The organism is Streptomyces sp. NPDC059743 (assembly GCF_042732975.1).
Lineage (GTDB): Bacteria > Actinomycetota > Actinomycetes > Streptomycetales > Streptomycetaceae > Streptomyces.
This window is the reverse complement of record NZ_JBHWGS010000004.1, coordinates 403596-426286: the sequence shown is the minus strand read 5'-3', so window position 1 is coordinate 426286 and position 22691 is coordinate 403596. Positions and strand designations below refer to the sequence as shown.

Below are 22691 nucleotides of genomic sequence, written 5' to 3'. Positions count from 1 at the left end.
TCGGGTGCCCTCGTACGGGTGGGGAGTGAAATGAAACAGATAACGGTACACAACAGGGCACGAGTCCCTGCGATCACCTGCGGGAGCAGCGCGACCAGTTCGCGTCTCGACCGCCATCTCTCGGTGCTCGGCGGCCCCGCCGTACCGCAGGGAGAGACGGCCGAGGCGACGCTGCTGATGCGCGAGCTGACCTCGCGGGACGCCTCCGAGACGCATACGAGCAAGAGCGCGCGGGTCTCACTCTTCGCGCCGCTGCGACGGCTGCGCCGCTCGCTGTTCGGCAGCCGCGGCTGACCGATACGGCGAGCCGGCGCCCGGACCTCGTACGCCCGACGGTCCGGTGCTCGGTCACTCCCTCGCGCCCGGACACTCCGACAGTCCGGGACGCGCCCCGGCGATCCCGGTCTCCGGTCGCGGTGCCGCTCTCCGCTCGTCCGTCACTCCCAACGGCCCGCGGCACCGCGTCGGCGATCTTCCCGAGCGAGGAACTCTCCCCGGTTCCCGCTCGGCCATCGCTCAGGTACAGCTCACTCAAGTACGGCTCAAGACCCGCTCGACCCGCGCTCGATTCCGGCCCGTTGCGTGGCGGCCCGGCCCGGTGTCCACTCCCCGTCACCGGCCACGGCCCGCCGCGCCGGCCCCGGGCCCGCTCCCGAGGCGGCTCAGATCAGGGCGAACTGGCCCTCCGGGCCCTCCTCGTGGTGGTCCAGTACGGAGGCGGGCCGCCGAGCCGTCTTCGGGACCGGCAGGATGCCCGCCGCGCGCAGCTCTTCCCGGCCGATCTCCGGGCCTCCGTGCAATTCCCGCTGGAGCGGGCGCAGTTCCGCGAGGAGCGCCAGGACCGTGATCAGTTCGAGCAGCTCCGAGGTCCACTCCTGGAGCCAGACGGCCGGGCGGATCGCCTCCAGAGCGCCGGATTCGACGGGCGCGGTCCGGCGCTCGAACCACAGCTCCAGCATCCGTACGCCGCCCACCGTGAAGTCCCATGCTCCGGCCGGTACGGGCGAGATCCGGCCCGTGCCGAGCAGGAGCGCCTCGGCCTCCGGATCGTATGCGATCGTCTCCGGCCGGTCGGGAACGGCGGCGCGCACATAGGGCCGCCGTCCACCGGGCAGCCTGGGCCGCTCGCCGCCGCGTGCTCCACGGAGCTGGATCGCCGTCATCCGCCGCCCGAGCGCGGTCCCTGCGGCCCAGACGCCCGGAGCGGCGGTCAACGGGACCGCCGTGCCCTCGGGCGAGGGCATGGCGGCGGCCACGGCCCAGGCCAGCAGCTCCTCGGCGGTGATGTCATGGCCGTAACGGGCCGAGAGAAGGGCAAGCAGCCCGGGAGTGACATTGGGCTCGGTGCCACCGGGACGGCGGTAGAGCGGCCGGATACGTCCCGGCCGGCCCGCCGGTGACCGTCCGTCCGGGAGCAGCGCGCTCACCAGCAGCGCCGGACCGTCGGCCTGCGGTACGTATCCCTGCTCCACGGCGAAGAGCTGCTGCTCGTCCGCGACTCGCCACAGCTCGGGACGTGCCGCGTCGATCAGCCGGTGGTCCGGGATCAGCCACTGCTCGTCGAACGGCCCGTGCAGCACCCGGCGCGGTACCGGACAGCGTCCCGACTCCCGTACGAACCGGCCCGTCCCGGTGGCTCCGCCCGGCAGCGCGGCGACCGCGCTGTGCGGGGTACGGGCCCGGCTCGGCCCGAACAGCGTCTCGCGCTCCGCGCCCTCGGCCGCCATGAGCCGGTCCCAGCGGGCGGTGAGGGACGGCTGGTCCGGCGCCAGGATCCAGGCCCTGCCGAACCGCAGCGGAGCCGTCGACCACGGCAGGAGATCACTCAGCAGCGGGCTGCCGCCCGTCGCTCCGGACCGCGTCGCCGTCATGCGGACCGTCCCTCCCGTCGGTCTGTGCGCCCTCGTCGGCATCGTATCCGCCGCCGGTTTCCGGCCGTTCGGTCGCCGGTTCGTCCCGAAAAGGACCAGTTCTGGAAGGTCTGACAGCCTAGTCGCCCTGGTGCGCCCTCGTCGGCGGTTCGCCCATGAGGTCCGTCTCCACCGTCACCGAGAACGAGAAGCGGTCGCCCCGGTAACGGATACGGGCCACATCCACGACCCGGCCCTGACCGTCGTGGCTCACGCCCGTGTAGTGCAGGATCGGGCTGAGCAGCGGCACCCGGAGCAGTTCCGCCGTGGCCGGATCCGCGAGCCGGGCCTCGACGGTGTCCGTGATCCGGCTGATCCGGATACCGAGGATGTCGCGCAGCACCTTGGTCATCGGCCAGCGCTCCAGATCGGTCACATCCAGACCGGCCGCGATCTCCGGACGGACCGCGTTCTCGGCCCAGTTGACCGGCTCACCGCTCTCGCCGTCGCAGCGCAGCCGTCGATAGGTGATCACCTCGTCCAAGTCCGGGAAATACTCGGCGAGTTCACCGGGCACCGGGCCGGGCCCATGGCCGAGGACCGTCGTCCGCTCGCCCGACTGCTGCGCCACGACCGCGTCGATCGAGCCGAGCAGCCGGCGCGGAGCACCGCGCCGCGCGCCCGGCTCGATAAAGGTGCCGCGCCGGCGGTGCCTGCTGATCAGGCCCTCCTCCTCCAGCTCCTTGAGGGCCTGACGCATCGTCAGCACACTGACTCCGTAGTGCGCGGCGAGCTGCTCCTCGGTCGGCAGCCGCAGCGGATCGAGCGGCCGGCGGCCCAGTATCGAGGCGCGCAGCGACTGCGAGACCTGATACCAGAGCGGCAGCTTGCGGTTCAGGACCAGCGAGTCGGGGGCGAAGGCGGTCACCGGCTACTCCACAACTGTGAATCTCGCGGCAGGGCCCGGAATTCAGGGCCTGAAGTGGCGCTCAAGACCCTGCCACACCCGGTCGTAGCCCCGCTGGAGATGGTCCGCTCCCGCCGCCTGCGCGGTCGCCGTCACCGGCCAGCGCGTCTCGAACATGAACGCGAGGCCGTCGTCGATCTTCTGCGGTCGCAGCTCGGCGGCGCTCGCCCGGTCGAAGGTCTCCCGGTCGGGCCCGTGCGCCGACATCATGTTGTGCAGCGAGCCGCCGCCGGGTACGAAACCGCCCTCGCCGGCCGTTTTCGCGTCATAGGCGCCCTCGATCAGGCCCATGTACTCGCTCATCACATTGCGGTGGAAGTACGGCGGCCGGAACGTGTCCTCGCCGACCAGCCAGCGCGGCGCGAAGACCACGAAGTCGACGCCGGCCAGTCCCGGGGTGTCGGAGGGCGAGGTGAGCACGGTGAAGATCGACGGATCCGGGTGGTCGTAGCTGATGGAGCCGAGCACATTGAAGCGGCGCAGGTCATAGATGTACGGCACATGGCTGCCGTGCCAGGCGACGACATCGAGCGGCGAGTGGTCGTAGGCGGCTGCCCAGAGATTGCCGCAGAACTTGTTGACGACCTGGGTCGGCCGCTCGATGTCCTCGTACGCGGCGACCGGCGCCAGAAAGTCCCGGGCGTTGGCCAGACCGTTGGCGCCGATCGGGCCGAGATCAGGGAGGGCGAACGGCCGGCCGTAGTTCTCACAGACATAGCCGCGCGCCGTCTCGTCCAGCAGCTCGACGCGGAAGCGGATTCCGCGCGGGATCAGCGCCACCTCGCCGGGACGGGCGGCGAGCAGGCCCAGTTCCGTACGGATCAGCAGCCCGCCGCGCTCGGGGACGATCAGCAGCTCGCCGTCCGCGTCGCTGAACACCCGGTCGGTCATGGCGGTATTGGCGTGGTACAGGTGCACGGCCATGCCCGTACGCTGCGTCGCGTCGCCGTTGCCGCCCAGCGTCCAGAGCCCGGCCAGGAAGTCCGTACCGGGAGCCGGCTCCGGCAGCGGATTCCAGCGCAGCCGGTTGGGATCGGGGACGGTCCCGGTGAACGGCGCGCCTCTGACCGAGCCGTTGTCGATACGGACGAACGGCGGATGCGCGGCCGACGGACGGATGCGGTAGAGCCAGGAGCGCCGGTTGTGCGCGCGCGGCTCGGTGAAGGCGCTGCCGCTGAGCTGCTCCGCGTAGAGACCGAGCGGCGCCCGCTGCGGCGCGTTACGGCCGAGCGGCAGCGCGCCGGGCACGGCCTCCGAGGTGTGTTCATTGCCGAAGCCGGGGGAGTGCTCCAGATCCTCGGCCGTCTTCCGTGCCCGCTCGATGCCGTTCATCGTCCGCGTCCGCTCCCTGCTGAGGCGATCCCGCTGGTCCTTACAATCCTATGTACTACCGTAGGATTGCGTTCACGGCACGTCAACGGGGCCACGCGGCATCATGGATTCCGTGTCATACGACCGCACGTCATACGACCGCACGGACGCGAAGCAGCACGCCGAGCAGCCCGCGAATCCGCCCATGGAGCCGGCCGACGGACTGCGCAGGGCGCCCGTCCAGCAGCGCAGTACGGAGCGGCTCGCGCGGATCCTCGACGCCTGCGCCGAGCTCCTCGACGAAATGGGCTACGAGCAGCTCTCCACCCGGGCCGTCGCCGCCCGCGCGGGCGTTCCCATCGGCTCCGTCTACCGCTTCTTCGGCAACAAGCGCGCCATGGCCGACGCCCTGGCCCGGCGCAATCTGGACAGCTACGCCGAGCGTGTCAGCGAGCGGCTGGCACCGCTGGACGCGCGCGACTGGCGCAGCGCCATCGACGCCGTACTGGACGAATATCTCGCCATGAGGCGCACCGTGCCCGGCTTCGCGCTGGTCGACTTCGGCGCCCAACTCCCGCTCGGCACACGGGTGGTGGCTCGGGACCCGGCCGCGGACGCGGCCTCACGGTCCGCGGACCCGGCCGATCCGGATTCCGATCCCGGCCTCCGGGTCGTGGGCCGTCTCACCGGACTGCTCGCCGCCCATCTCGGCCGGGCGCCCACCGAGGCGCTGCATCGTACGGTCCTGGTCGCCGTCGAGGCCACGGACGCGCTGCTCCAGCTCGCCTTCCGCACGGATCCGGCCGGTGATCCCGCCATCGTGGCCGAGACCCGGGAACTGCTCCGCGCGTATCTGGCCAGGACGCTGGACTGAGGCGACGGCGGGCCACGCCTCTTCCCTCTTGTGGTGGTGCTCGGCGCCGGAATCCTCTTCGGCATCATTTGATGGTGCCCGCCTCAGACATACCTCCTCCAGAAGTCCCTTTCGCAACCGCCCTGCCCGCCGGGCGGGGCTGGCTCCTCCGCCTCGTCATCGCGTTCGCCTTCGCGCAGGGCGCGGTGTCGATGGCCCGTCCGGCCGTCTCGTACCGGGCGCTCTCCATGGGCGCGGACGAGCGCGCGATCGGTGTGATCACCGCGGTCTACGCGCTGCTTCCGCTCTTCGCCGCCGTACCGCTGGGCCGCAGGACCGACCAGGGGCGGTGCGCGCCGCTGCTGGTGGCCGGAGTCGTCCTCATCTCGGCCGGCTGCGCCCTCAGCGGTACGGCGGGCTCGCTCGCGGCCCTGGGCGCCTGGAGCGGGCTGATGGGCCTCGGCCATCTCTGCTTTGTCATCGGCGCCCAGTCGATCGTCGCCCGCCGCAGCGCACCGGCCGAACAGGACCGTAACTTCGGCCACTTCACCATCGGCGCCTCGCTCGGCCAGCTCGCGGGACCGGTCGCCGCCGGGCTGCTGGTCTCCGGACAGGGCGACGACATGGCCCGTACGAGCGCCCTCGCCCTGCTCGCCTCGGCGGTGGCCGCCGCCGTCGCCTTCACCTCGCTCTGGCGGATCGAGTCCCGTACCTCTCACAGCCGGGCGGGAGCGCGGTCCACAGCGGCTGAGCGGCCCGCCAAGGTGCCCGTCCGTCGCATACTGCGGACCAGAGGCGTGCCTGCGGGCATCTTCATCAGCCTGGCCGTGCTCTCCGCGACCGATATCCTCACCGCCTATCTGCCGGTGATCGGTGAGCAGCGCGGGATCGCGCCCGCCACGATCGGTCTGCTGCTCAGCCTGCGCGCCGCCGCCACCATCGCCTGCCGTCTGGTGATGCCGCCGATGCTGCGGCTGCTCGGCCGTACGGTCCTGCTCACCGTCACCTGTGCGCTCGGCGGAGTGCTGTGCGCGGGCATCGCCCTGCCCGTACCGGTATGGGGACTCGCCCTGATGCTCGGCGCGCTCGGCTTCTGTCTGGGGGTCGGCCAGCCGCTGTCGATGACGACCGTCGTACGGGCCGCTCCCGACGAGGCCCGTTCCACCGCCCTGGCGCTACGGCTCACCGGCAACCGCCTCGGACAGGTCGCCGCGCCCGCCTCCGCCGGTCTGGTGGCGGGTGTCGCGGGAACGGCCGCGCCGTTCGTGATGCTCGGCGCGCTGCTGCTGGCGGCGGCCGGACTCGGTCTGCGGCGCCCGGACGGCGGGACGCCAGGGCGCGGCCGGTCGCCGCTTGACGGAAACCGGTTGCCGAACCGGTTCTCCGCGCGTCGTACCTGATGCCCGTTCCGTACCTCTGCTCCCGAAGGTTGGCAAGAGTCATTCCCTGACCGCGCGTAGTCGGCTAACTTCAGGCGTCGCAGCCGCTCCCTCTCTCCCTCCCGGGCGGAACCTCATGACTCGCGCCATCTCTCTGCACAGCGTCAGCAAGGTCTACGGCCGGTCCACCCGAGCCGTGGACCGCTTCTCGCTCGACATCGCCCCGGGTGAGTTCGTGGTGCTGCTCGGCCCGTCGGGCTGCGGCAAATCGACCGTGCTCCGCATGATCGCGGGACTGGAGGACATCACCGAGGGCGATCTGCTGCTCGACGGCGAGTACGCCAATCTGATGCCGACGCGGGAGCGCGGGATGGCGATGGTGTTCCAGAACTTCGCGCTCTACCCGAACATGACCAATCGCGAGAACATCGGCTTTCCGCTCCGGCTGGAGAACCCGCGCGCGGACACTGCCGAGCGGGTTCAGGCCACCGCGAGGATGCTCGGTATCGAGAGCGTGCTCGACCGCTATCCGAGCCAGCTCTCCGGCGGCGAGCGCCAGCGTGTCGCGATGGGCCGCGCCATCTCCCGGCGGCCCTCCGCCTTTCTGATGGACGAGCCGCTCTCCAATCTGGACGCGAAGCTGCGCGGCCGTCTGCGCGCCGAGATAGCCCAGCTCACCGCCGAACTGGGCGTCACCACCGTCTATGTGACACACGATCAGGCCGAGGCGATGTCGCTCGGCGACCGGGTGGCGGTGATGCGCGACGGAGTGCTCCAGCAGGTCAGCGTGCCACGCGAGGTGTACGCGCTGCCGGCGAACGTGTTCGTCGCCGCGTTCATCGGCACACCGAGGATCAATCTGCTCCAGGCCGTGGTGTACGCGCCGCTGGACGGGCGGATGTCCATCGACCTCGGCCGGCAGCGGCTGCCGCTGCCCCAACCGCTCAGCTCCGACCACCAGTTGCTCCGTATCCAGCAGGGCCGGCAGATCATCGTGGGCCTGCGGTCCGAGGCGGCCCGTATCGCCGCGCCGGGCCAGGCGCGCCCGGGCGAGGTGGCGCTGAGCGGCATCGTGGAGCACATGGAGTACCAGGGACACGAGGCGCTGGTGCATCTCAACATCGGCTCCAGGCCCGCCGTGGTGACCGACCTCGAATCGCCCAGGCCCAGGACCGGGACCGCACCGCGCCGACGCAGGAACGGCGGCCGGAAGACAGGCGTACTGGCCCGGCTGCGCGGGCGCGCGTCCGGACATTCCGGTGGTCCCGCGGCGGTCCTGGACGAGCCGGAGGAGGCGGCCGGGCCCGCCGCGTACAGCCCGAGCCAGGACCGTTCGGCCATCGCGGCCAGCGATCTCGTCGTCCGCACCGGCCCGGACATGCGGCTGCGTACGGGCGCCCAGGTGCCGCTGCTGGTCGATCTCGCGCATCTGTACGTCTTCGACGACTTCGGCCGCCGTATCTGCCCGGCACCGAGAAACCTGCCGGGCCTGGACGCGTAGACCGCAGCCGAAGCACCGAGGGCGCTGGGCACGCCTGTCAGCTCTCCTCCTTGAGCGGCGCGACGGCGGTACGGCGGCGCGGTCGGGAGCGGGACACCGCCACTCCGGCGAGGCACAGCGCGCCGCCCGCGAGTGTGAACAGGCCCGGGACCTCGTCCAGGAACAGCCAGGACATCAGCACGACCAGCGCCGGAACCGCGTAGGTCGTCGCGCCCATCCGCCCGGCCGTCGTACGGGCCAGTGCGTACGCCCAGGTCGTGAACGCCAGCGCGGTCGGGAACACGCCCAGATAGACCATGTTGAGCGTGGCCGACAGCGGCGCGCTCCCGGCCTCGTGGACGAGCTGTCCCGCGAACGGCAGACAGGCCACCGCGCCCACCAGACAGCCGAAGGTCGTCGCCTGGAGCGCGCTCGCCCGCGCCAGCGACGGCTTCTGCGCCACCACGCCGGAGGCGTACGCCACCGCCGCCAGCAGACACAGCAGCACGCCGAGCACCGAGGCACGGCCCTCGCCCGACATCGAGAGCCCCACGGCCACCGCGCCCGCGAACGACACCCCCATGCCCGCCACCAGCCGCGGCGGCAGCGTCTCGCCGAGCAGCCGGACGCCCAGCAGCGCCATGAGGACCGGGCCTATGTTCACGATCATCGCGGCGGTGCCCGCGTCGACCTCCTGCTCGCCCCAGTTGAGCGCCACCATGTAGAGCCCGAACCAGAGCACACCCGAGACGGCGATACCGGGCCAGGCCGCTCGCGGCGGCAGGCCCTCGCGCCGTACGAGACAGACCGTACCGAGGACGAGCGCGCCGAAGAGCAGCCGGCCGAGGGCCAGCGCTCCGGGCGAGTAGGCGGCGCCCGCGCTGCGGATCGAGACAAAGGCCGAGGCCCAGAGCACGACCGTGACAGCGGCGGCGGCGAGCGGCAGCCAGGTCGCGGGGGAGGGGCGGGCGGAGCCGGAGTCCGGGGCTTGCGAGGAGGACGTCTGCGCCGGAGGCGTCGGACGGTCTGTGTGCGAGTGCGTCATACGGGGAAGGTACGCGCGCGACGCTTCGGCCCTCACCGCAATATGCGCGGCTCTAAGCGCTTGCTCAGCTCGGGGTATGGTGTTCGTCCTGCCGAGTGGACGGCCGAACGGCAGGCCGAGGCCGAGTGGAAGTGGAAGGTGTGAGCGATGCGTACGGCGGAACAGACGGCGGACGGCGAGAGCGCTCCGTGGGGTGAGGTCGAGCCGGAGGCGGCCAGAAGGCTGCTGGTCGCCGCCGTCGAGGCATTCGCCGAGCGCGGATACCACGCCACCACCACCCGCGATATCGCGGGCCGCGCCGGGATGAGCCCGGCGGCGCTCTACATCCACTACAAGACCAAGGAAGAGCTGCTCCACCGGATCAGCAGGATCGGGCACGACAAGGCGCTGGAGATCCTGACGGCCGCGGCCGACGGCGGCGGCACGGCGGCGGACCGGCTGGCCGAGGCCGTACGCTCCTTCGTCCGCTGGCACGCGGAGCGGCACACCACGGCGCGGGTCGTGCAGTACGAGCTGGACGCACTGGCGCCCGAGCACCGTACGGAGATCGTCGGACTGCGGCGGCGCAGCGACGCGGCCGTACGGCGCATCCTGGGCGACGGTGTACGGGACGGAGAGTTCGACGTACCGGATGTGCCGGGCACCACGCTCGCGGTGCTGTCGCTCTGTATCGATGTGGCGCGCTGGTTCAACGCGGCGGGCCGCCGCACGCCCGACGAGGTCGGCGCGCTCTACGCCGACCTCGTGCTGCGTATGGTCTCGGCCCAGAAGTAGCAGCCACTCGGAGGCCGTAGCCGGTCAGAAGCAGTGACCGGTCGGAAGTGGTGATCAGAAGTAGTAACGGGAGACGGCCTCCGCCACACAGGCCGGCTTCTCGCCGCCCTCGCGCTCGACCGTGACCAGAGTGGTGATCTGCACACCGCCGCCCGCCTCCACGGCCTCCGTGATGACGGCCGACGCGCGCAGCCGTGAGCCGACGGGCACGGGCGAAGGGAAACGGACCTTGTTGGTCCCGTAGTTGATGCCCATCGTGACGTTCTCGACCCGGACGATCTGCGGTACGAACAGAGGCAGCAGCGACAGCGTCAGATAGCCGTGCGCGATCGTCGTACCGAACGGACCGGCCGCCGCCCGCTCCGGATCCACATGGATCCACTGATGGTCACCGGTGGCCTCGGCGAAGAGATCGATCCGCTTCTGGTCGATCTCCAGCCAGTCGCTGTGACCGAGCGGCTCGCCGACCCCGGCGCGCAGCTCCTCGGCGGAGGTGAAGATCCTCGGCTCAGCCATGTCCCTGTTCCCTGCCTCTCGAAGCCCGTTCCGCGGCCTGTCCGGGCGGCTCATCCTGTCCAAGCGCTTGCTCAGCTTGCTGGGCCCGGTTGCTTCTGTCAACGCGGACACCGGGTGCTTCCGACGCGGACACCGGGCCGCGGACATCAGGCGCGGACAGTACGCTTCGAGAGGTGCCACAGATTCCCGAGAAGATCCATGAGCTGACCGTCGGACAGCTCTCCGCGCGCAGTGGCGCCGCGGTGTCGGCGCTCCACTTCTACGAGTCCAAAGGACTGATCAGCAGCCGCAGGACGAGCGGCAACCAACGCCGCTACAGCCGTGACACGCTGCGCCGTGTCGCCTTCGTACGCGCCGCCCAGCGCGTGGGCATTCCGCTCGCCACGATCAGGGACGCCCTCGCCGAGCTCCCGGAGGAGCGCACACCGAACCGTGACGACTGGGCCCGGCTCTCACGGGCCTGGCGCTCGGAGCTGGACGAGCGCATCAAGCAGCTCGGCAGGCTCCGTGACCATCTCACGGACTGCATCGGCTGCGGCTGTCTCTCGCTGGAGACCTGCGTCCTGTCCAATCCGGACGATGTCTTCGGCGACCGGATGGCGGGCTCGCGTCTGCTGCCCGAGCGCCGGATCCCCAAGGAACGTAAAGCCGCTGCCACGGACACCACTGCCCCGGACACCACGGACACCGCCTCGGACGCCGATGTCGACGCCTGCTGCTGACACGAGCTGCCCGACCGAGCCGGAAACAGGGCCATAGAGGAGCCGAGGACCGAGCGGGGGCGTACCGTCTCGGAGCCCGCCCCCGCGGTTCTCATGCCACCGAGGCGAGTTCCTTGAGCCGTATCCGCTTCGCCCGGTCCAGCGCCTCGGCCGTCAGGACCGGCTGCGGTACGACAATGCCGCAGCCCCGGCAGACCGGCCCCGACCACGGCTCGTCGGACAGATCGGGCCGCCAGACGATGCCGTTCTCCGCACAGACAGGACAGGCCGTGCCGGGCTCCGACTCCAGGCCCGAGATCAGCCGGCGCAGCACCTCGGCCAGCGACTCGGACGGATGGACCGCCGGATCGTCGCAGCGGGCCACACCGTTGCCGCCCCAGGTCCGCCGGTGCCAGTCGTCGAAGCTCCCGGGCCGCCTCAGCCCGTCGTGCTTCTCGCGCTTGCGCCGCTCCGCGAACTCTCCCTCGTACGCGAGCCAGACGGCCCGCGCCTCCTCCAGTTCATCCAGCGCGGCCATCAGCCGCACCGGATCGGGTGACCTGTCCTCGGGTTCGATGCTGTGCCGTGCGCACAGATGATCCCAGGTCGCCCGGTGCCCATAAGGGGCAAACCGCTCCAGGCACTTGCGCAGTGAGTACCGTCGCAAGGCCAGATCGCACCGCGGATCGCGCACCTGTCTCGCAAGACTCCGGAATCCGGCCATCGCATGCCACCTCCGTCGCTACTTCGGCGTTGAGGAATGGACGTACGCCTGCCCCGTTTGGCTCCATCGAATTCCGGATCGCCTCAATATCCGGGACATCCCGGTCGATTTCGAGCCTAAATCGGAGGTGATGTAAAGGCGATCCAGCGGTGATCCGGGGGCGGTCCGCGGGAGGGCCGATGTGGGGATCCGGAAAAGGTGACTGATGTTCATCTTACTCAGCGGTCATACCGTCGCTAACCTCCGGCGCACCGGCCTCCCTGAGGAGCATCCATGCGACGACGCACCGGAAGACTCTTGCCCGCCACCGCCGCGGTGTTCGCGCTGGGCGCGGCTCTGCTGATCCCGCAGGCGCGGGCCTCCGCCGAGCCGGCCCGCGCCCCTGCACTCGCCTCCGCGTCCGCACTCGCCGCGGATCCCGTCGCCGACCACTGCCAGAGCCAGTGCGACGACATCCTGCCGCCAGGACAGAACGGCAACGCCACCCTCGCCGATATCCTCCTCCACCAGGTGTTCGGCACCCGCCCGGCGCACAGCTCCGACCAACTCGGCCGGTACGACGCGCTGGTGGCGGGCCAGAGCGGGCTCACCGACGCGAAGCTCAACGACTTCTTCAACGACGCCTCCTTCGGTGTTCCCGCCGACCAGGTCGAGTCCGTCACCACTCCGCGCCCGGATGTCACGATCACGCGCGACAAGCGCACCGGCGTACCGCACATCAAGGGCACCACCCGCTACGGCACCGAGTTCGGCGCCGGCTACGCCGCGGGCCAGGACCGGCTCTGGATGATGGATCTCTTCCGGCACATCGGCCGTGGCGAGCTGACCTCCTTCGCCGGCGGCGCGCTCGCCAACCAGGGCCTGGAGCAGCAGTTCTGGCCCTCGGCCCCGTACACCGAAGCCGAGTACGAGGCCCAGATCGAGCGGATCAGAACCACCGAGGGCGAGCGCGGCGAGCTGGCCATGGCCGACGCGCAGGCGTATGTCGACGGCATCAACGCCTATCGCCAGCAGTCCAAGGACGGGCGGTACTTCCCCGGTGAGTACGTTCTCACCGGCAAGATCGACTCGATCACCAACGTGGGCGAGATCCAGCCCTTCAAGATCACGGACCTGATCTCCATCGCGTCCGTCGTCGGCGGTCAGTTCGGCGGCGGAGGCGGCGGCGAGGTGCAGGCCGCTCTCTCGCTGCTGGCCGCACAGCAGAAGTACGGCGTCGTCGAGGGCACCCGGGTCTGGGAGTCCTTCCGCCAGCGCGACGATCCCGAGGCCGTGCTCACCATCCATGACGGCACCGCCTTCCCGTACGCGCGCAGGCCCGCGCAGCCACGAGGCACGGCCCTGCCCGACGCGGGCTCCGTCCAGGCCGAGCAGCTCGTGTACGACAGGACGGGCTCGGCGGGCACCGGCACCAGGGCGCCGGTCCGCGCTCCCGAGCGGCTGAAGCCCGCCCAAGGGATCTTCGACAACGGTGTGATCCCGCAAGGCTCGCTCTCCGCGAAGCGCGGGATGTCCAACGCCCTGCTGGTCTCCGGCGAGCACACCGCGAGCGGAAATCCCGTGGCCGTCTTCGGTCCGCAGACCGGCTATTTCGCGCCACAGCTCATGATGCTTCAGGAACTCCAGGGCCCCGGTATCAGCGCCCGAGGCGTCTCCTTCGCCGGAGTCGGCATGTATGTCCAGATGGGCCGTGGCCAGGACTACGCCTGGAGCGCCACCTCCTCGGGCCAGGACATCACCGACACCTATGCCGTCGAGCTGTGCGAGCCCGACGGATCGGCTCCCACCAAGGCGTCCGCTCATTATCTTTTCCGCTCGGTCTGCACACCGATGGAGAAGCTGGAGCGCGTCAACTCCTGGAAGCCGAGCGTCGCGGACTCCACCGCCGCGGGCTCCTACCGGCTCCAGGTCCGGCGCACCGAGTACGGCACGGTCACCCATCGCGCGACCATCGGCGGCAAGCCCGTCGCGTACACCTCGCTGCGCACCACCTACCGGCACGAGGCCGACTCGATCATCGGCTTCCAGATGCTCAACGATCCCTCGTACACCAAGGACGCCGCGTCCTTCCAGCGGGCGGCCTCGAACATCGACTACGCCTTCAACTGGTTCTACGCGGACTCCCGTACCGCCGCCTACTTCAACAGCGGGATGAATCCGGTGCGGGCGGCCGGTGTCGATGCCGCGCTGCCCGTGCGGGCCGAGCAGGCGTACGAGTGGCAGAGCTACGACCCGGTGCACAACACCGCCGCGTACACGCCCTTCGCCGAGCATCCGCAGTCGGCCGGCCAGGACTACTACATCTCCTGGAACAACCGGCAGGCCAGGGAGTACGACACGGCCGGATTCGGCTTCGGCGCGGTGCACCGCGGCGATCTGCTCGACGGCCGCGTCAAGAGGCTGGTCGCGCAGGGCGGAGTCACCCGTGCCTCCCTGACCCGGGCGATGGCCGAGGCCGCCGTGACCGATCTGCGCGGTGAGCAGGTGCTGCCCGAACTGCTCCGGGTGGTGCGCTCGGCGCCCGTCACCGATCCGGCGCTGAACACCGCCGTACAGCAGTTGGAGACCTGGCGCGCGGCCGGCGCTCAGCGCAAGGAGACCGCGCCCGGCTCGCACACCTACGGCCACTCCGCCGCCGTACGGATCATGGACGCCTGGTGGCCACGGCTGGTCGAGGCGCAGTTCAGGCCCGCGCTCGGCGACGGGCTCTACCAGGCGCTCACCGCCTCGCTCCCGATCGACGAGTCACCGGCGTCGAGCCACGGTCCGACGGGCGCGCACAGCGGCTCGGCGTTCCAGTACGGCTGGTGGGGATATGTCGACAAGGACCTCAGGCAGGTGCTCGGCGATCCGGTCCAGGCCCCGACGGCGACCACCTACTGCGGCGGCGGTGGGCTGAGCGCCTGCCGGGACACGCTGCTCACCACCTTGAAGGCAGCGGTGGCGGCGCCCGCCAACACGGTCTATCCCGGCGACGAGAACTGCTCGGCCGGGAACCAGTGGTGCACGGACGCGATCATCCACCGGGCGCTGGGCGGTATCACCCATCCCACGGTCAACTGGCAGAACAGGCCGACCTACCAGCAGGTGGTGGAGTTCCCGTCGCACCGCTGACGGAGTGATGCCGGCGGATTGATCCAGGGACCGGGCCGGACCGTGACGGATACGTACGGTCCGGCCCGGTCCGGCCCGGCGCCCGGTGCTCAGCGGTAGAGCAGATAGCCGCGCCGTACCCTGCGGAACGCGGCCAGCTCGCTCTGCCAGGCGTCCACCACCTCGTCCGTGTCGGCGCCCGCGTCGATCAGTGTCCGGACCTGTGCCGAGCCGGTCAGTTTGTCGATCCAGTTGTCCGGGCGCCAGGCGAATCCGCTCCAGGACCGCTTCGCCGTCACCAGCAGCGCGATCCCGGTGCGTACCGGATCGAACGACGTCCGGTCATGGACATGGAGCTGCACTCCGCCGATCGTCTTGCCCTGGAACTTGGAGAAGGTCGGCGCGAAGTACGCCTCGCGGAAGCGCACTCCGGGCAGCTCCAGCGCGTTGGCCGCCTCGGCCCAGGTCCGGTCGATGCCCTCGGCGCCGAGCAGCTCGAACGGCCTGGTCGTACCGCGTCCCTCGGACAGATTCGTCCCTTCGAACAGACAGGTGCCCGCGTACACCAGCGCCGTGTCCGGTGTCGGCATATTGGGGCTCGGCGGCACCCAGGGCAGTCCGGTCGCGTCGAAGAAGTCCGCGCGGCGCCAGCCCGACATGGTCACCGTCGTCAGCTCCACGGGCTCCGCCAGGAACTCACCGTTGAAGAGCAGCGCCAGCTCGGCGACCGTCATTCCGTGCGCCTGAGAGATCGGCTCGCGTCCCACGAAGGTCGCGAACTCCCGCTGGAGAACGGGCCCGAGCGCCGCCCGCCCGGTGACCGGATTGGGCCGGTCCAGTACGACGAAGCGCTTGCCCGCGAGGGCCGCCGCCTCCATACAGTCGTAGAGCGTCCAGATATAGGTGTAGAAGCGGGCGCCCGCGTCCTGGATGTCGAAGACGACGGTGTCCACTCCGGACTCGGTGAAGATGTCCGCGAGAGCCTGACCGCTCTTGAGGTACGTGTCGTAGACGGGCAGCCCGGTGGCCGGGTCGTCGTGGCGGCCCTCGGAGCCACCGGCCTGGGCCGTCCCCCGGAAGCCGTGCTCCGGGCCGAAGACGGCGGCCAGATCCACCCGGTCGTCGCCGTGCATCACATCCACCACATGGCGTACGTCGCGGGTGATCCCGGTCGGGTTGGTGACAAGGCCGATACTCCGGCCCGACAGCAGCCGGTAGCCGTCGGCGGCCAGCCGGTCGAAGCCCGTACGCACCGCGGGCGCGCTCCCGGAGTGCGCGGCGGCGTGCGAGGCACCCGCGGCGAGCGCTCCGGCGGCTCCCACCGCGCCGCCGGCGGCCAGCAAACCCCGTCTGGACAGGCTCATTCCGCTACCTCCGTGATCGGGTCGTCTGTCATGCTCACGCACGCTAGCGCGCGTGAGTGCCATACGGAACGAAGCCCGCGGCTTGTCGAATATGTAGATGACCCCCTGTTTGACGGACGCCTGCGTAGACGCACGGTTGGCCCCGGCGAGGGCAGCCATAGCATGCCGAAGGCCCCGACGCGGAGGGCTTCGAGACCTCCCGCGACGGGGCCTTACCTGCTCTCGAGCGGGAGAGCCTGATTCAGAATGGACCCGGCGCGGCGTCCGGAACTTCCGGTGTCGGCCGCCGCGCCGGGGTTTTGCAGACCTCCCCCGGCCAGGGCTTCCGGACCACCAGCCGGGGAGAGGCGTTCATAGGCGCGACCCTTAACCCGATTCAGTCGCCATGGGTTGATACCTGCCGCCGTGCTGGCCCCGCTATGAAGGCTGGGGACACCCGCTGTACGGCCACCGCACCGTCTCGGCGCCGGGACGGGGGCAGATATCGAGTGTGCGTTCCACGTACCGGCCGTCGATGGAGTAGTAGAACCAGTCCACTTCCCCGCCGCGTTCGAGCTGCGCCCGCGCCTGGGCGAGTACATCCGTCGGCAGCGGGGTCCTGGCGGCCCGCGGGTACCCCTGGAGTGTGGCCTCCAGCCAGGCACACGCCTCATCAACCGTGTGGTGTGTGGTGAGCACAGCGGCGGTCTCAGCGAACCGCGCCAACTGGACCTCGATGCTCGGCGGCTCCGTATCCGCCGGCCGGGGGCGGAGGTACGGGTCGCTTCCGGGGCGGCATCGGCGTCCGTTCCAGGCGTAGCCGTGCCAATGGGGTGGCGGAGGACCGTCCCCGTCCTGGCCGTTCATGCGATGGTGGCCGTCCACCTTCCGCGGGACAGGTGGCACACACCGTCCGGCGTGACCCTGACCGGACTGCCGTACAGCGACAGACCGCCCTCCGCGGACTGCCGGTTGCGGATGCGTTCCAGTTCGTCCCACAGTCGGCGGGGGCCGCCCTGGTGCACCGTGGGCGGATCCAGACGGTCGGCCGCAGCGCGTGCCCATGAGCCGTCCGCGTGGACGAGGTACGCGATGCGCCTCCGGCCCTGCTGCTCGTAGTCCAACTCCACGCCGGGTACGAGGACTTCGAGCATGCTGCGCAGCTCCCAGGCATTCTCCACGTCCACCACCGGATACCGGCCGGTCGACGCCTCGTCTCCGTCGAGGTCGCGCGCCACATCGAACAGCTTGGTCAGGCCCGGCTCGTAGTCCTCGCCGCGGCGCGAGGTCATGAATCCGGCCCAGTCGCGCTCGAACTGGCCTGTCGCTCCACCGTCCTCCGTCTTCCAGGCGGTGAGGATCAGGCTCGTATTCGCGATGGTCGTGACCAGTCGGCCGCCCGGCCGCAGAGCGGCGAGCCACGACGCGGGCACTGGCCGTACGGAGACTGTGGCGATGATCCGGTCGTACGTCTCAGGGAGCTTGGTGGCAGTGGCGTCCAGGGTGTGGATCTGCGGATGCAGGCCCATGGCCGCCAGGCGGTCCCGCGCCACGTCGCAGAGGTACGGGTCGACGTCGACGCTAGTCACATGCTGGTCGCCGAGTCGGCGACTCGCGTACGCGGTCAGCCCGCCGGCGCCGGTGCCGACGTCCAGCAGATCCATGCCTTCCGCCAGGCGTCCGTGGCGCAGCATCCGTACGACCAGTCCCGGATGCGTGGCAGACGACGTCGGCCGTCCCTCCGTGAGGTCACCCAGCTCGCCGTGGTCTGCGTGGGCTGTCCCCACCCGGGTGATCACCGACCTATCGCTGTAGGCCCTGCGCATCCAATGTTCGATGTCCGACGGCCCGTCCCGGAGGATCCATGTGTCTCCGTCGTGCCGTTCCCACCAGCGCGGCACCAGTTCATGCCGGGCCGTGCTGGCGATGGATTCGCGCCACCGCGAGACGGGATCGGTCACCTCGTCGGCGAGCCGTAAGGCCCTCTGCTCCCAGTCCATGTGCACTCTTCCTTGTCGGTCTGGCTAGTCGTCGGTGGGGTCGCACGCGTTGTTGGAGGGGTCGCAAGCATCGGAGTCGTCCGGCCCGCACGCCCCGCGGGCCGGGAGCGGGATCCTCGCCGAGAGATCCGCCCACGCGGGCCCGCTGAGCAGGTCCGCCAGCCTCTGTTCCCGGACGTTGCCGGCGGGAAAGTTGCGGGACAGGACGCAACCCGCGAGGTCACCGTTCGGGAGTACGGCCGCGCGGCCTCGGGTGCACCGGCCGCACATCTCGTCCAGGGTCGGAGACTGCCCCGGGATCGAGGCCCTGCCCACGGCACGCGCCCGGTCGGTGTTGATCCGCGTCACCCCCATCTCCAGCAGCTCGGCGCGCGCCTCCGAGACGCGCTGCCCATCGAGCACGTCCACGATGCCGGCCCGGATCGGAATACCGAGCGAGACCGCGTGCTGGATATTGAAGCGGGTCCGGTGATAGCTCCCGGGCCTGCCGGTGATCTTGTCGTGCTTCTCAGCTCGGTCGCTGTAGTAGCTCGTCCCGAGCGACACCCCGTCCTGGCTGAACACGTCCCACCACTGCGGGCGCACGTGAAACAGGTTGCTGTAGATCTCGACCTTGAGGCCGAGCGTCAGGGCGAGTTGGGTGAGCGGGATCCACTGCGGGTACATCGTGGGCTCGCCACCGATGAGCTGCACTGTCGGGATGCCGAGCGCCGCAGCTTCCGTCACGACCGACTCCCAGTCGGCCGGGGTCATCGCCCCGTGCGTCCCCTGAGGGCTGGACGAGGACAGGCAGTGCGTGCACGTGAGCTGACACCCCCCGGTGACTTCCAGCTCCAGTATGTCGAGCGGGACGGTCTTTCGGCTGGGCAGTTCAACGAGCATTGTCATGATCGCTTTCCTCTCGGGATGGGTGAGAGAACTTGACTGCTTGTCGTGCCTGCTCTGGCCGTCGAAGAGCAGCCGCTCATGACGACCAGGGCAGTTGTCCGTACCGGCCGGACCGTCCCCGCCGATAGGGGTGGCCGGTACGGAGTTCATGAGGTGCTGCTGGCCGCCGCGAGGATCTCCGCGGTGAGCGTGTCGTGCAGCAGCACGGGATCCGTCAGGTAGCGCGTGGCGGTCAGCGGCACGATCCAGCGCAGCCGCTTCTCCTCTCCCGTGTAGCTCACGGGCGGCACCGAGAGGAAGGTGGCGACGCTCAGCGGCACGACTGCCGACAACGGCAGATCCCAGGCGTCGGCGGCACCGAGAGGAATCAGCCAGTACAGGACCTGGCCGTGCCAGTCCTCGATGACCGCACCGCTGTCCGCGCCCATGCGCTCGATCACACGCTCGCCGATATAGGACCGCACCCGGACGGCGTCCCAGTAACGCCCAACGGGCACCATCTCGACCGTCGTCCCGGTCGGCGGCGTCCACGGCTCGGGAGACTCAGCCGCCGTACTCCGCTCCTCGTCGCCCTGGCCGAGGTGAGCGCACAGGGAGAGAACGGACCGGGCCAGACAGCGCGCGTGACGGACAGGGCCGAGCAGCCCGGGGCCGGCGGCCAGGCGTCGGCGGGCCTCCTCGATACCCACGGGGGCAAAGCGCCCAAGACGCTCCTCCGCAGCCGGAATGAGCAGACCGAGGAAGCCGCGCATCTGGTGCGTGGCCGTCTCTAGATCCTTGGCCGGCACCCGGCCGTCCCAGTCGATCACTCGTCGCGCGGTCTCCACCATCGTGGCGAAGTCGAGCGGAAAGTCAGCGTTCGTGGCGCGTCCACACGGCCGTCGTTCGATCGATTCGGGCATAATGCCCCCTCAGTCCATTGAGTCTGTGATCTCTGCCACTGACGCTACGGACCGAGGGGTGACGCTTGGGCTACAGAATGTAGCCCCTTTCCGTCAGACCACCCCCAACCGGGTGCCGAACTCCGCCAGTTGGCCGCGCTTCTGGGTGCGGATCATCGTGCCGACGGTCTCCCGCACCCCAGCATGCATCCGGGTCGCCTGCGGAGCCAGGCGTTCCGCAGTGAGGAACGCGCCGAGAGCTTCCTCCCGCTGTCCGTTGTAGAAGTGGGCACGGCCCACGTCGATGAAGTGATGCGACCGCCGCTCGGGCGAGTACTGCTCGGGGAGCTTGACCTTTTCCGCGCGCTCTACCGCCAGGCGTCCCTTGCCCATTTCGACTGGAAGAGAGACACCCCAGATAGCGAAGTTTGTTGGCCCGAACTGCAACTGAAAGTCGTTCCGGTCCTCGCCAAGTTGCTCTGCGGTCTCGCCTGCGCGCTTCCAGTACTGCTCTGCGGACTTGCCGTCTGCCGCGCGAGCGTAGTTCAGCGACGCCTTCAGCTCGAATGCCCCCTTCAACGACACGGCCGCAGGCCCTGGCCCCCTGATGGCGCTGATGCTGGACAGCGCGCCGTCAATGATGGCGCCAGCCTCGTCGTGCTCGCCAATCGACAGGAACTCTCCAGCGTCGTACCAGTTGGCGGCCAGGATGCGAAGCGGGTCGCCTGTCTCCTGGGCAGACCACATCACGCGCTCGGTGGCGAGGGTCGCGTCACTGACGTGACCGAGTTTGTAGAGGTACTGCATTGCACATTCGTAGGCGGAGGTAAGCAGACCGAACGCTGTACGGCGATCGTCTCCCTCGCTGACCTCGGCGGCCACTTGGAGGTCACGGAGTAGCGCGGGCAGGGTCCGGCTGGCCTTCGTGAACGAAGCGGAGGCCCTTTGACGGTTGGCCTCGTTCGTCCGCTTGCAAAGGTCGTGAAGGTCAACCTCTCGGACCTCCTGCTCGGTTGGACGGGCGGGCCGGCCGTGGCGGAGGATCGCGCGGCGTACTGCGGCCACGCCCGCAACGGCTTCTTGGCCGTCGTGGTCGCTCGTCGGGGGAATTACGGGGCCGCCCGTGATTTCGGTGGGGTGGCAGTCGAGAGCGCGGCAGAGGGTGAGGATGACTGCGGGGCGGTCAAGGGAACGGCGTCCCTGTTCAAAGGCTTTCACTGCGGAGAGGGAGTATCCGGTTTCGGTAGCGAGTCGTTGTTGAGTCCAGCGGCGGCGCATGCGTAGGCGAGACAGCCTCTGTCCGTTGCTGTCTGCGCTCCCCTGGATGTCGCTGTAGTGGGGCATACTGGTCTCCATTCCTAGCGTCCACTGGGAAATGTACCCGCGTCAGACGACGGGGCTACCGGGATGGGCCTTACGGATCTGTGACCGTAGGGCCCTTCTCCGGTTCGGAGTTGAGCGCTCCCCTGCCGCAGAACCCGGACGCTCGGGCTCGGATACGGTCCTGGGATGTCACCGACCAAGAAGCGGCACGCCCTGATCCTCGTATCCGCCCTCATCGTCGCCATAGCCCTCGCCCTCACCATCTGGCAGGACTGGCTCACCGCCGGGCGCGCCGCCGTCGTAGCCGCGTTCCTGAGCATCGTCGCCGCCGTAGCCGCATGGGAAGCAGCAGCTCGCGCGAGCGACACCGCCGAGGCCGCGCAAAGAACCGCGGGCACTGTCGCCTGAATCGAAAGCGCCTGATGGCACTCTGACCTCACCCCGAGCTTCGAGATCACCATCGAGCGTATGGAGGGCAACCGAGGCACCTTGAATGTGCAGCCTCCCTCTTCCTCTCTGCTTCCACTCTGCACCCTGTACGGCTGAGCCCCGCCCGTGTCCTGCTCCCTTCCCTCCGTACATACCGACTGGTTAGTCTGCTGGTGTCGGCGGAGCGGCCGGCGCGGAACCGGAAGCCCGGAGAGGCAGGACCCGATGAGTACGGTGCAGGGCGCGGGAGTTGTGGTCACAGGAGCCGGCGGTGGTATCGGCGCCGCGCTCGCCCGCAGATTCGCCGCCGAGGGCGCCCGGGTGGTGGTCAACGATCTCGACGCGGAGAAGGCCGAGGCCGTCGCCGCGGAGATCGGCGCCCGTGCTGTTCCCGGTGACGCCTCGCTGATCGTGGCCGAGGCCCGTGAGGCGCTCGGCGGCACCGTCGACATCTACTGCGCCAACGCCGGAGTCGGCTCGCCGGGCGACGGGCTCGTCGGCGAGGAGGTCTGGTCGACCGCCTGGGACGTCAATGTCATGGCGCATGTACGGACCGTCAGGGCGCTGCTGCCCGACTGGCTGGAGCGCGGCAGCGGCCGGTTCGTCTCCACCGTCTCCGCCGCCGGACTGCTCACCATGATCGGCGCGGCTCCGTACAGCGTCACCAAGCACGGCGCGCTGGCCTACGCGGAGTGGCTCTCGCTGACCTACCGCCACCGCGGGCTCAAGGTGCACGCCGTCTGTCCGCAGGGCGTCCGTACGGACATGCTCACCGCGTCCGGCAGCGCGGGCGAACTGGTGCTCGCCGCCACCGCCATCGAGCCGGAGGAGGTGGTCGACGCCCTGTTCACCGCCATGGCGGAGGACCGTTTCCTCGTTCTGCCGCATCCGGAGGTGGCCGACTACTACCAGGCGCGCGCGGGCGATCCCGACCGCTGGCTGGCCACGATGAACCGTGTCCAGCAGAAATGGGAGGCGACCGAGGGACAGAGCCGCTGACGGTCTGACGGTTCCGGCCTTCCCGCCGGAGCCGTCCGTGACCGGAGGTGGGAAGATCCTCGGACAGGGACCGCGTTCCCTCGGACGGACAGCGCGCGGACGGACAGTGCGCGCGGTACGGAACGGAAAGCAGGT

The 22691-nt window shown here is 70.0% G+C and carries 21 protein-coding genes; 9 read left to right on the top strand and 12 right to left on the bottom strand.

From position 1 onward, the window contains the following. Positions 1-30 precede the first annotated feature (30 nt). Positions 31-294 (top strand): hypothetical protein, encoded by a 264-nt coding sequence (locus tag ACFV6H_RS10135; protein ID WP_093601326.1) that lies wholly within the window; start codon positions 31-33, stop codon positions 292-294. A 368-nt stretch (positions 295-662) separates the two neighbouring features. Here the strand turns inward: ACFV6H_RS10135 and ACFV6H_RS10130 are convergent, their stop codons facing one another. From ACFV6H_RS10130 to hmgA, 3 genes are all read right to left on the bottom strand, one after another. Beyond that, complete coding sequence (locus ACFV6H_RS10130; RefSeq protein WP_385540300.1) at positions 663-1871, bottom strand: type ISP restriction/modification enzyme; 1209 nt, start codon at positions 1869-1871, stop codon at positions 663-665. Between the two features lie 118 nt (positions 1872-1989). Continuing rightward, positions 1990-2778, bottom strand: coding sequence for a GntR family transcriptional regulator (locus ACFV6H_RS10125; RefSeq protein WP_385540299.1), 789 nt, complete (start codon positions 2776-2778; stop codon positions 1990-1992). Positions 2779-2820: 42 nt separating this feature from the next. Continuing rightward, positions 2821-4149: a homogentisate 1,2-dioxygenase gene (hmgA, locus tag ACFV6H_RS10120; protein WP_385540297.1), complete on the bottom strand. Its 1329-nt coding sequence runs from the start codon at positions 4147-4149 to the stop codon at positions 2821-2823. A 184-nt stretch (positions 4150-4333) separates the two neighbouring features. Here hmgA and ACFV6H_RS10115 point away from each other — a divergent pair, with 184 nt between their 5' ends. The 3 genes from ACFV6H_RS10115 to ACFV6H_RS10105 all read left to right on the top strand — a co-directional run bounded on the left by ACFV6H_RS10115 (position 4334) and on the right by ACFV6H_RS10105 (position 7861). Beyond that, the gene (locus ACFV6H_RS10115; RefSeq protein ID WP_385540422.1) at positions 4334-5002 is read left to right on the top strand and encodes a TetR family transcriptional regulator; all 669 of its coding nucleotides are present in this window, start codon (positions 4334-4336) and stop codon (positions 5000-5002) included. A gap of 74 nt (positions 5003-5076) precedes the next feature. Next, positions 5077-6381: an MFS transporter gene (locus ACFV6H_RS10110; RefSeq protein WP_385540296.1), complete on the top strand. Its 1305-nt coding sequence runs from the start codon at positions 5077-5079 to the stop codon at positions 6379-6381. Positions 6382-6496: 115 nt separating this feature from the next. Next, on the top strand, positions 6497-7861 hold the full coding sequence (locus tag ACFV6H_RS10105; RefSeq protein ID WP_385540294.1) for an ABC transporter ATP-binding protein: 1365 nt from the start codon (positions 6497-6499) through the stop codon (positions 7859-7861). A gap of 37 nt (positions 7862-7898) precedes the next feature. Here the strand turns inward: ACFV6H_RS10105 and ACFV6H_RS10100 are convergent, their stop codons facing one another. Next, positions 7899-8885 (bottom strand): DMT family transporter, encoded by a 987-nt coding sequence (locus ACFV6H_RS10100; RefSeq protein ID WP_385540293.1) that lies wholly within the window; start codon positions 8883-8885, stop codon positions 7899-7901. A gap of 147 nt (positions 8886-9032) precedes the next feature. Here ACFV6H_RS10100 and ACFV6H_RS10095 point away from each other — a divergent pair, with 147 nt between their 5' ends. Further along, complete coding sequence (locus ACFV6H_RS10095) at positions 9033-9659, top strand: TetR/AcrR family transcriptional regulator (RefSeq protein WP_385540291.1); 627 nt, start codon at positions 9033-9035, stop codon at positions 9657-9659. Between the two features lie 54 nt (positions 9660-9713). On the opposite strand, the gene ACFV6H_RS10090 is transcribed toward ACFV6H_RS10095, so the two are convergent. Continuing rightward, complete coding sequence (locus ACFV6H_RS10090; RefSeq protein ID WP_384777769.1) at positions 9714-10175, bottom strand: MaoC family dehydratase; 462 nt, start codon at positions 10173-10175, stop codon at positions 9714-9716. A 173-nt stretch (positions 10176-10348) separates the two neighbouring features. On the opposite strand from ACFV6H_RS10090, the gene soxR reads away from it, so the two are divergent. Further along, complete coding sequence (gene soxR, locus ACFV6H_RS10085) at positions 10349-10897, top strand: redox-sensitive transcriptional activator SoxR (protein ID WP_385540289.1); 549 nt, start codon at positions 10349-10351, stop codon at positions 10895-10897. Between the two features lie 91 nt (positions 10898-10988). Here soxR and ACFV6H_RS10080 read toward each other — a convergent pair whose 3' ends face one another. After that, complete coding sequence (locus ACFV6H_RS10080; protein WP_093595773.1) at positions 10989-11600, bottom strand: hypothetical protein; 612 nt, start codon at positions 11598-11600, stop codon at positions 10989-10991. A 273-nt stretch (positions 11601-11873) separates the two neighbouring features. Here ACFV6H_RS10080 and ACFV6H_RS10075 point away from each other — a divergent pair, with 273 nt between their 5' ends. After that, a complete protein-coding gene (locus tag ACFV6H_RS10075) occupies positions 11874-14714 on the top strand; it encodes a penicillin acylase family protein (RefSeq protein ID WP_385540286.1) in 2841 nt (946 codons plus the stop codon). Positions 14715-14803: 89 nt separating this feature from the next. Here ACFV6H_RS10075 and ACFV6H_RS10070 read toward each other — a convergent pair whose 3' ends face one another. From ACFV6H_RS10070 to ACFV6H_RS10045, 6 genes are all read right to left on the bottom strand, one after another. Continuing rightward, positions 14804-16057: an exo-beta-N-acetylmuramidase NamZ domain-containing protein gene (locus tag ACFV6H_RS10070; RefSeq protein ID WP_385540284.1), complete on the bottom strand. Its 1254-nt coding sequence runs from the start codon at positions 16055-16057 to the stop codon at positions 14804-14806. A gap of 417 nt (positions 16058-16474) precedes the next feature. Next, positions 16475-16762 (bottom strand): hypothetical protein, encoded by a 288-nt coding sequence (locus ACFV6H_RS10065; protein ID WP_384777756.1) that lies wholly within the window; start codon positions 16760-16762, stop codon positions 16475-16477. A gap of 137 nt (positions 16763-16899) precedes the next feature. After that, a complete protein-coding gene (locus ACFV6H_RS10060) occupies positions 16900-18036 on the bottom strand; it encodes a methyltransferase domain-containing protein (protein WP_385540282.1) in 1137 nt (378 codons plus the stop codon). Positions 18037-18060: 24 nt separating this feature from the next. After that, positions 18061-18924 carry a radical SAM protein gene (locus ACFV6H_RS10055; RefSeq protein ID WP_385540280.1) on the bottom strand — a complete coding sequence of 288 codons (864 nt, stop codon included), beginning with the start codon at positions 18922-18924 and terminating at the stop codon, positions 18061-18063. Positions 18925-19070: 146 nt separating this feature from the next. Next, complete coding sequence (locus tag ACFV6H_RS10050; RefSeq protein ID WP_385540278.1) at positions 19071-19826, bottom strand: DUF6415 family natural product biosynthesis protein; 756 nt, start codon at positions 19824-19826, stop codon at positions 19071-19073. Between the two features lie 93 nt (positions 19827-19919). Beyond that, the gene (locus ACFV6H_RS10045; protein ID WP_385540276.1) at positions 19920-21149 is read right to left on the bottom strand and encodes a helix-turn-helix domain-containing protein; all 1230 of its coding nucleotides are present in this window, start codon (positions 21147-21149) and stop codon (positions 19920-19922) included. A gap of 165 nt (positions 21150-21314) precedes the next feature. Here ACFV6H_RS10045 and ACFV6H_RS10040 point away from each other — a divergent pair, with 165 nt between their 5' ends. Further along, on the top strand, positions 21315-21536 hold the full coding sequence (locus tag ACFV6H_RS10040; RefSeq protein WP_385540274.1) for a hypothetical protein: 222 nt from the start codon (positions 21315-21317) through the stop codon (positions 21534-21536). A 246-nt stretch (positions 21537-21782) separates the two neighbouring features. After that, on the top strand, positions 21783-22556 hold the full coding sequence (locus ACFV6H_RS10035) for an SDR family NAD(P)-dependent oxidoreductase (protein ID WP_385540272.1): 774 nt from the start codon (positions 21783-21785) through the stop codon (positions 22554-22556). Positions 22557-22691: the final 135 nt, after the last annotated feature.

Bases quoted from the DNA above. Each gene is read 5' to 3' on its own strand.
- ACFV6H_RS10080 (WP_093595773.1), bottom strand. From the start codon at position 11,600: ATGGCCGGATTCCGGAGTCTTGCGAGACAGGTGCGCGATCCGCGGTGC.
- ACFV6H_RS10045 (WP_385540276.1), bottom strand. From the start codon at position 21,149: ATGCCCCACTACAGCGACATCCAGGGGAGCGCAGACAGCAACGGACAG.
- ACFV6H_RS10100 (WP_385540293.1), bottom strand. From the start codon at position 8,885: ATGACGCACTCGCACACAGACCGTCCGACGCCTCCGGCGCAGACGTCC.
- ACFV6H_RS10040 (WP_385540274.1), top strand. From the start codon at position 21,315: ATGTCACCGACCAAGAAGCGGCACGCCCTGATCCTCGTATCCGCCCTC.
- ACFV6H_RS10035 (WP_385540272.1), top strand. From the start codon at position 21,783: ATGAGTACGGTGCAGGGCGCGGGAGTTGTGGTCACAGGAGCCGGCGGT.
- ACFV6H_RS10060 (WP_385540282.1), bottom strand. From the start codon at position 18,036: ATGGACTGGGAGCAGAGGGCCTTACGGCTCGCCGACGAGGTGACCGAT.
- ACFV6H_RS10090 (WP_384777769.1), bottom strand. From the start codon at position 10,175: ATGGCTGAGCCGAGGATCTTCACCTCCGCCGAGGAGCTGCGCGCCGGG.
- ACFV6H_RS10050 (WP_385540278.1), bottom strand. From the start codon at position 19,826: ATGCCCGAATCGATCGAACGACGGCCGTGTGGACGCGCCACGAACGCT.
- ACFV6H_RS10115 (WP_385540422.1), top strand. From the start codon at position 4,334: ATGGAGCCGGCCGACGGACTGCGCAGGGCGCCCGTCCAGCAGCGCAGT.
- ACFV6H_RS10070 (WP_385540284.1), bottom strand. From the start codon at position 16,057: ATGAGCCTGTCCAGACGGGGTTTGCTGGCCGCCGGCGGCGCGGTGGGA.
- hmgA (WP_385540297.1), bottom strand. From the start codon at position 4,149: ATGAACGGCATCGAGCGGGCACGGAAGACGGCCGAGGATCTGGAGCAC.
- ACFV6H_RS10135 (WP_093601326.1), top strand. From the start codon at position 31: ATGAAACAGATAACGGTACACAACAGGGCACGAGTCCCTGCGATCACC.
- ACFV6H_RS10095 (WP_385540291.1), top strand. From the start codon at position 9,033: ATGCGTACGGCGGAACAGACGGCGGACGGCGAGAGCGCTCCGTGGGGT.
- ACFV6H_RS10055 (WP_385540280.1), bottom strand. From the start codon at position 18,924: ATGACAATGCTCGTTGAACTGCCCAGCCGAAAGACCGTCCCGCTCGAC.
- ACFV6H_RS10075 (WP_385540286.1), top strand. From the start codon at position 11,874: ATGCGACGACGCACCGGAAGACTCTTGCCCGCCACCGCCGCGGTGTTC.
- ACFV6H_RS10105 (WP_385540294.1), top strand. From the start codon at position 6,497: ATGACTCGCGCCATCTCTCTGCACAGCGTCAGCAAGGTCTACGGCCGG.
- ACFV6H_RS10130 (WP_385540300.1), bottom strand. From the start codon at position 1,871: ATGACGGCGACGCGGTCCGGAGCGACGGGCGGCAGCCCGCTGCTGAGT.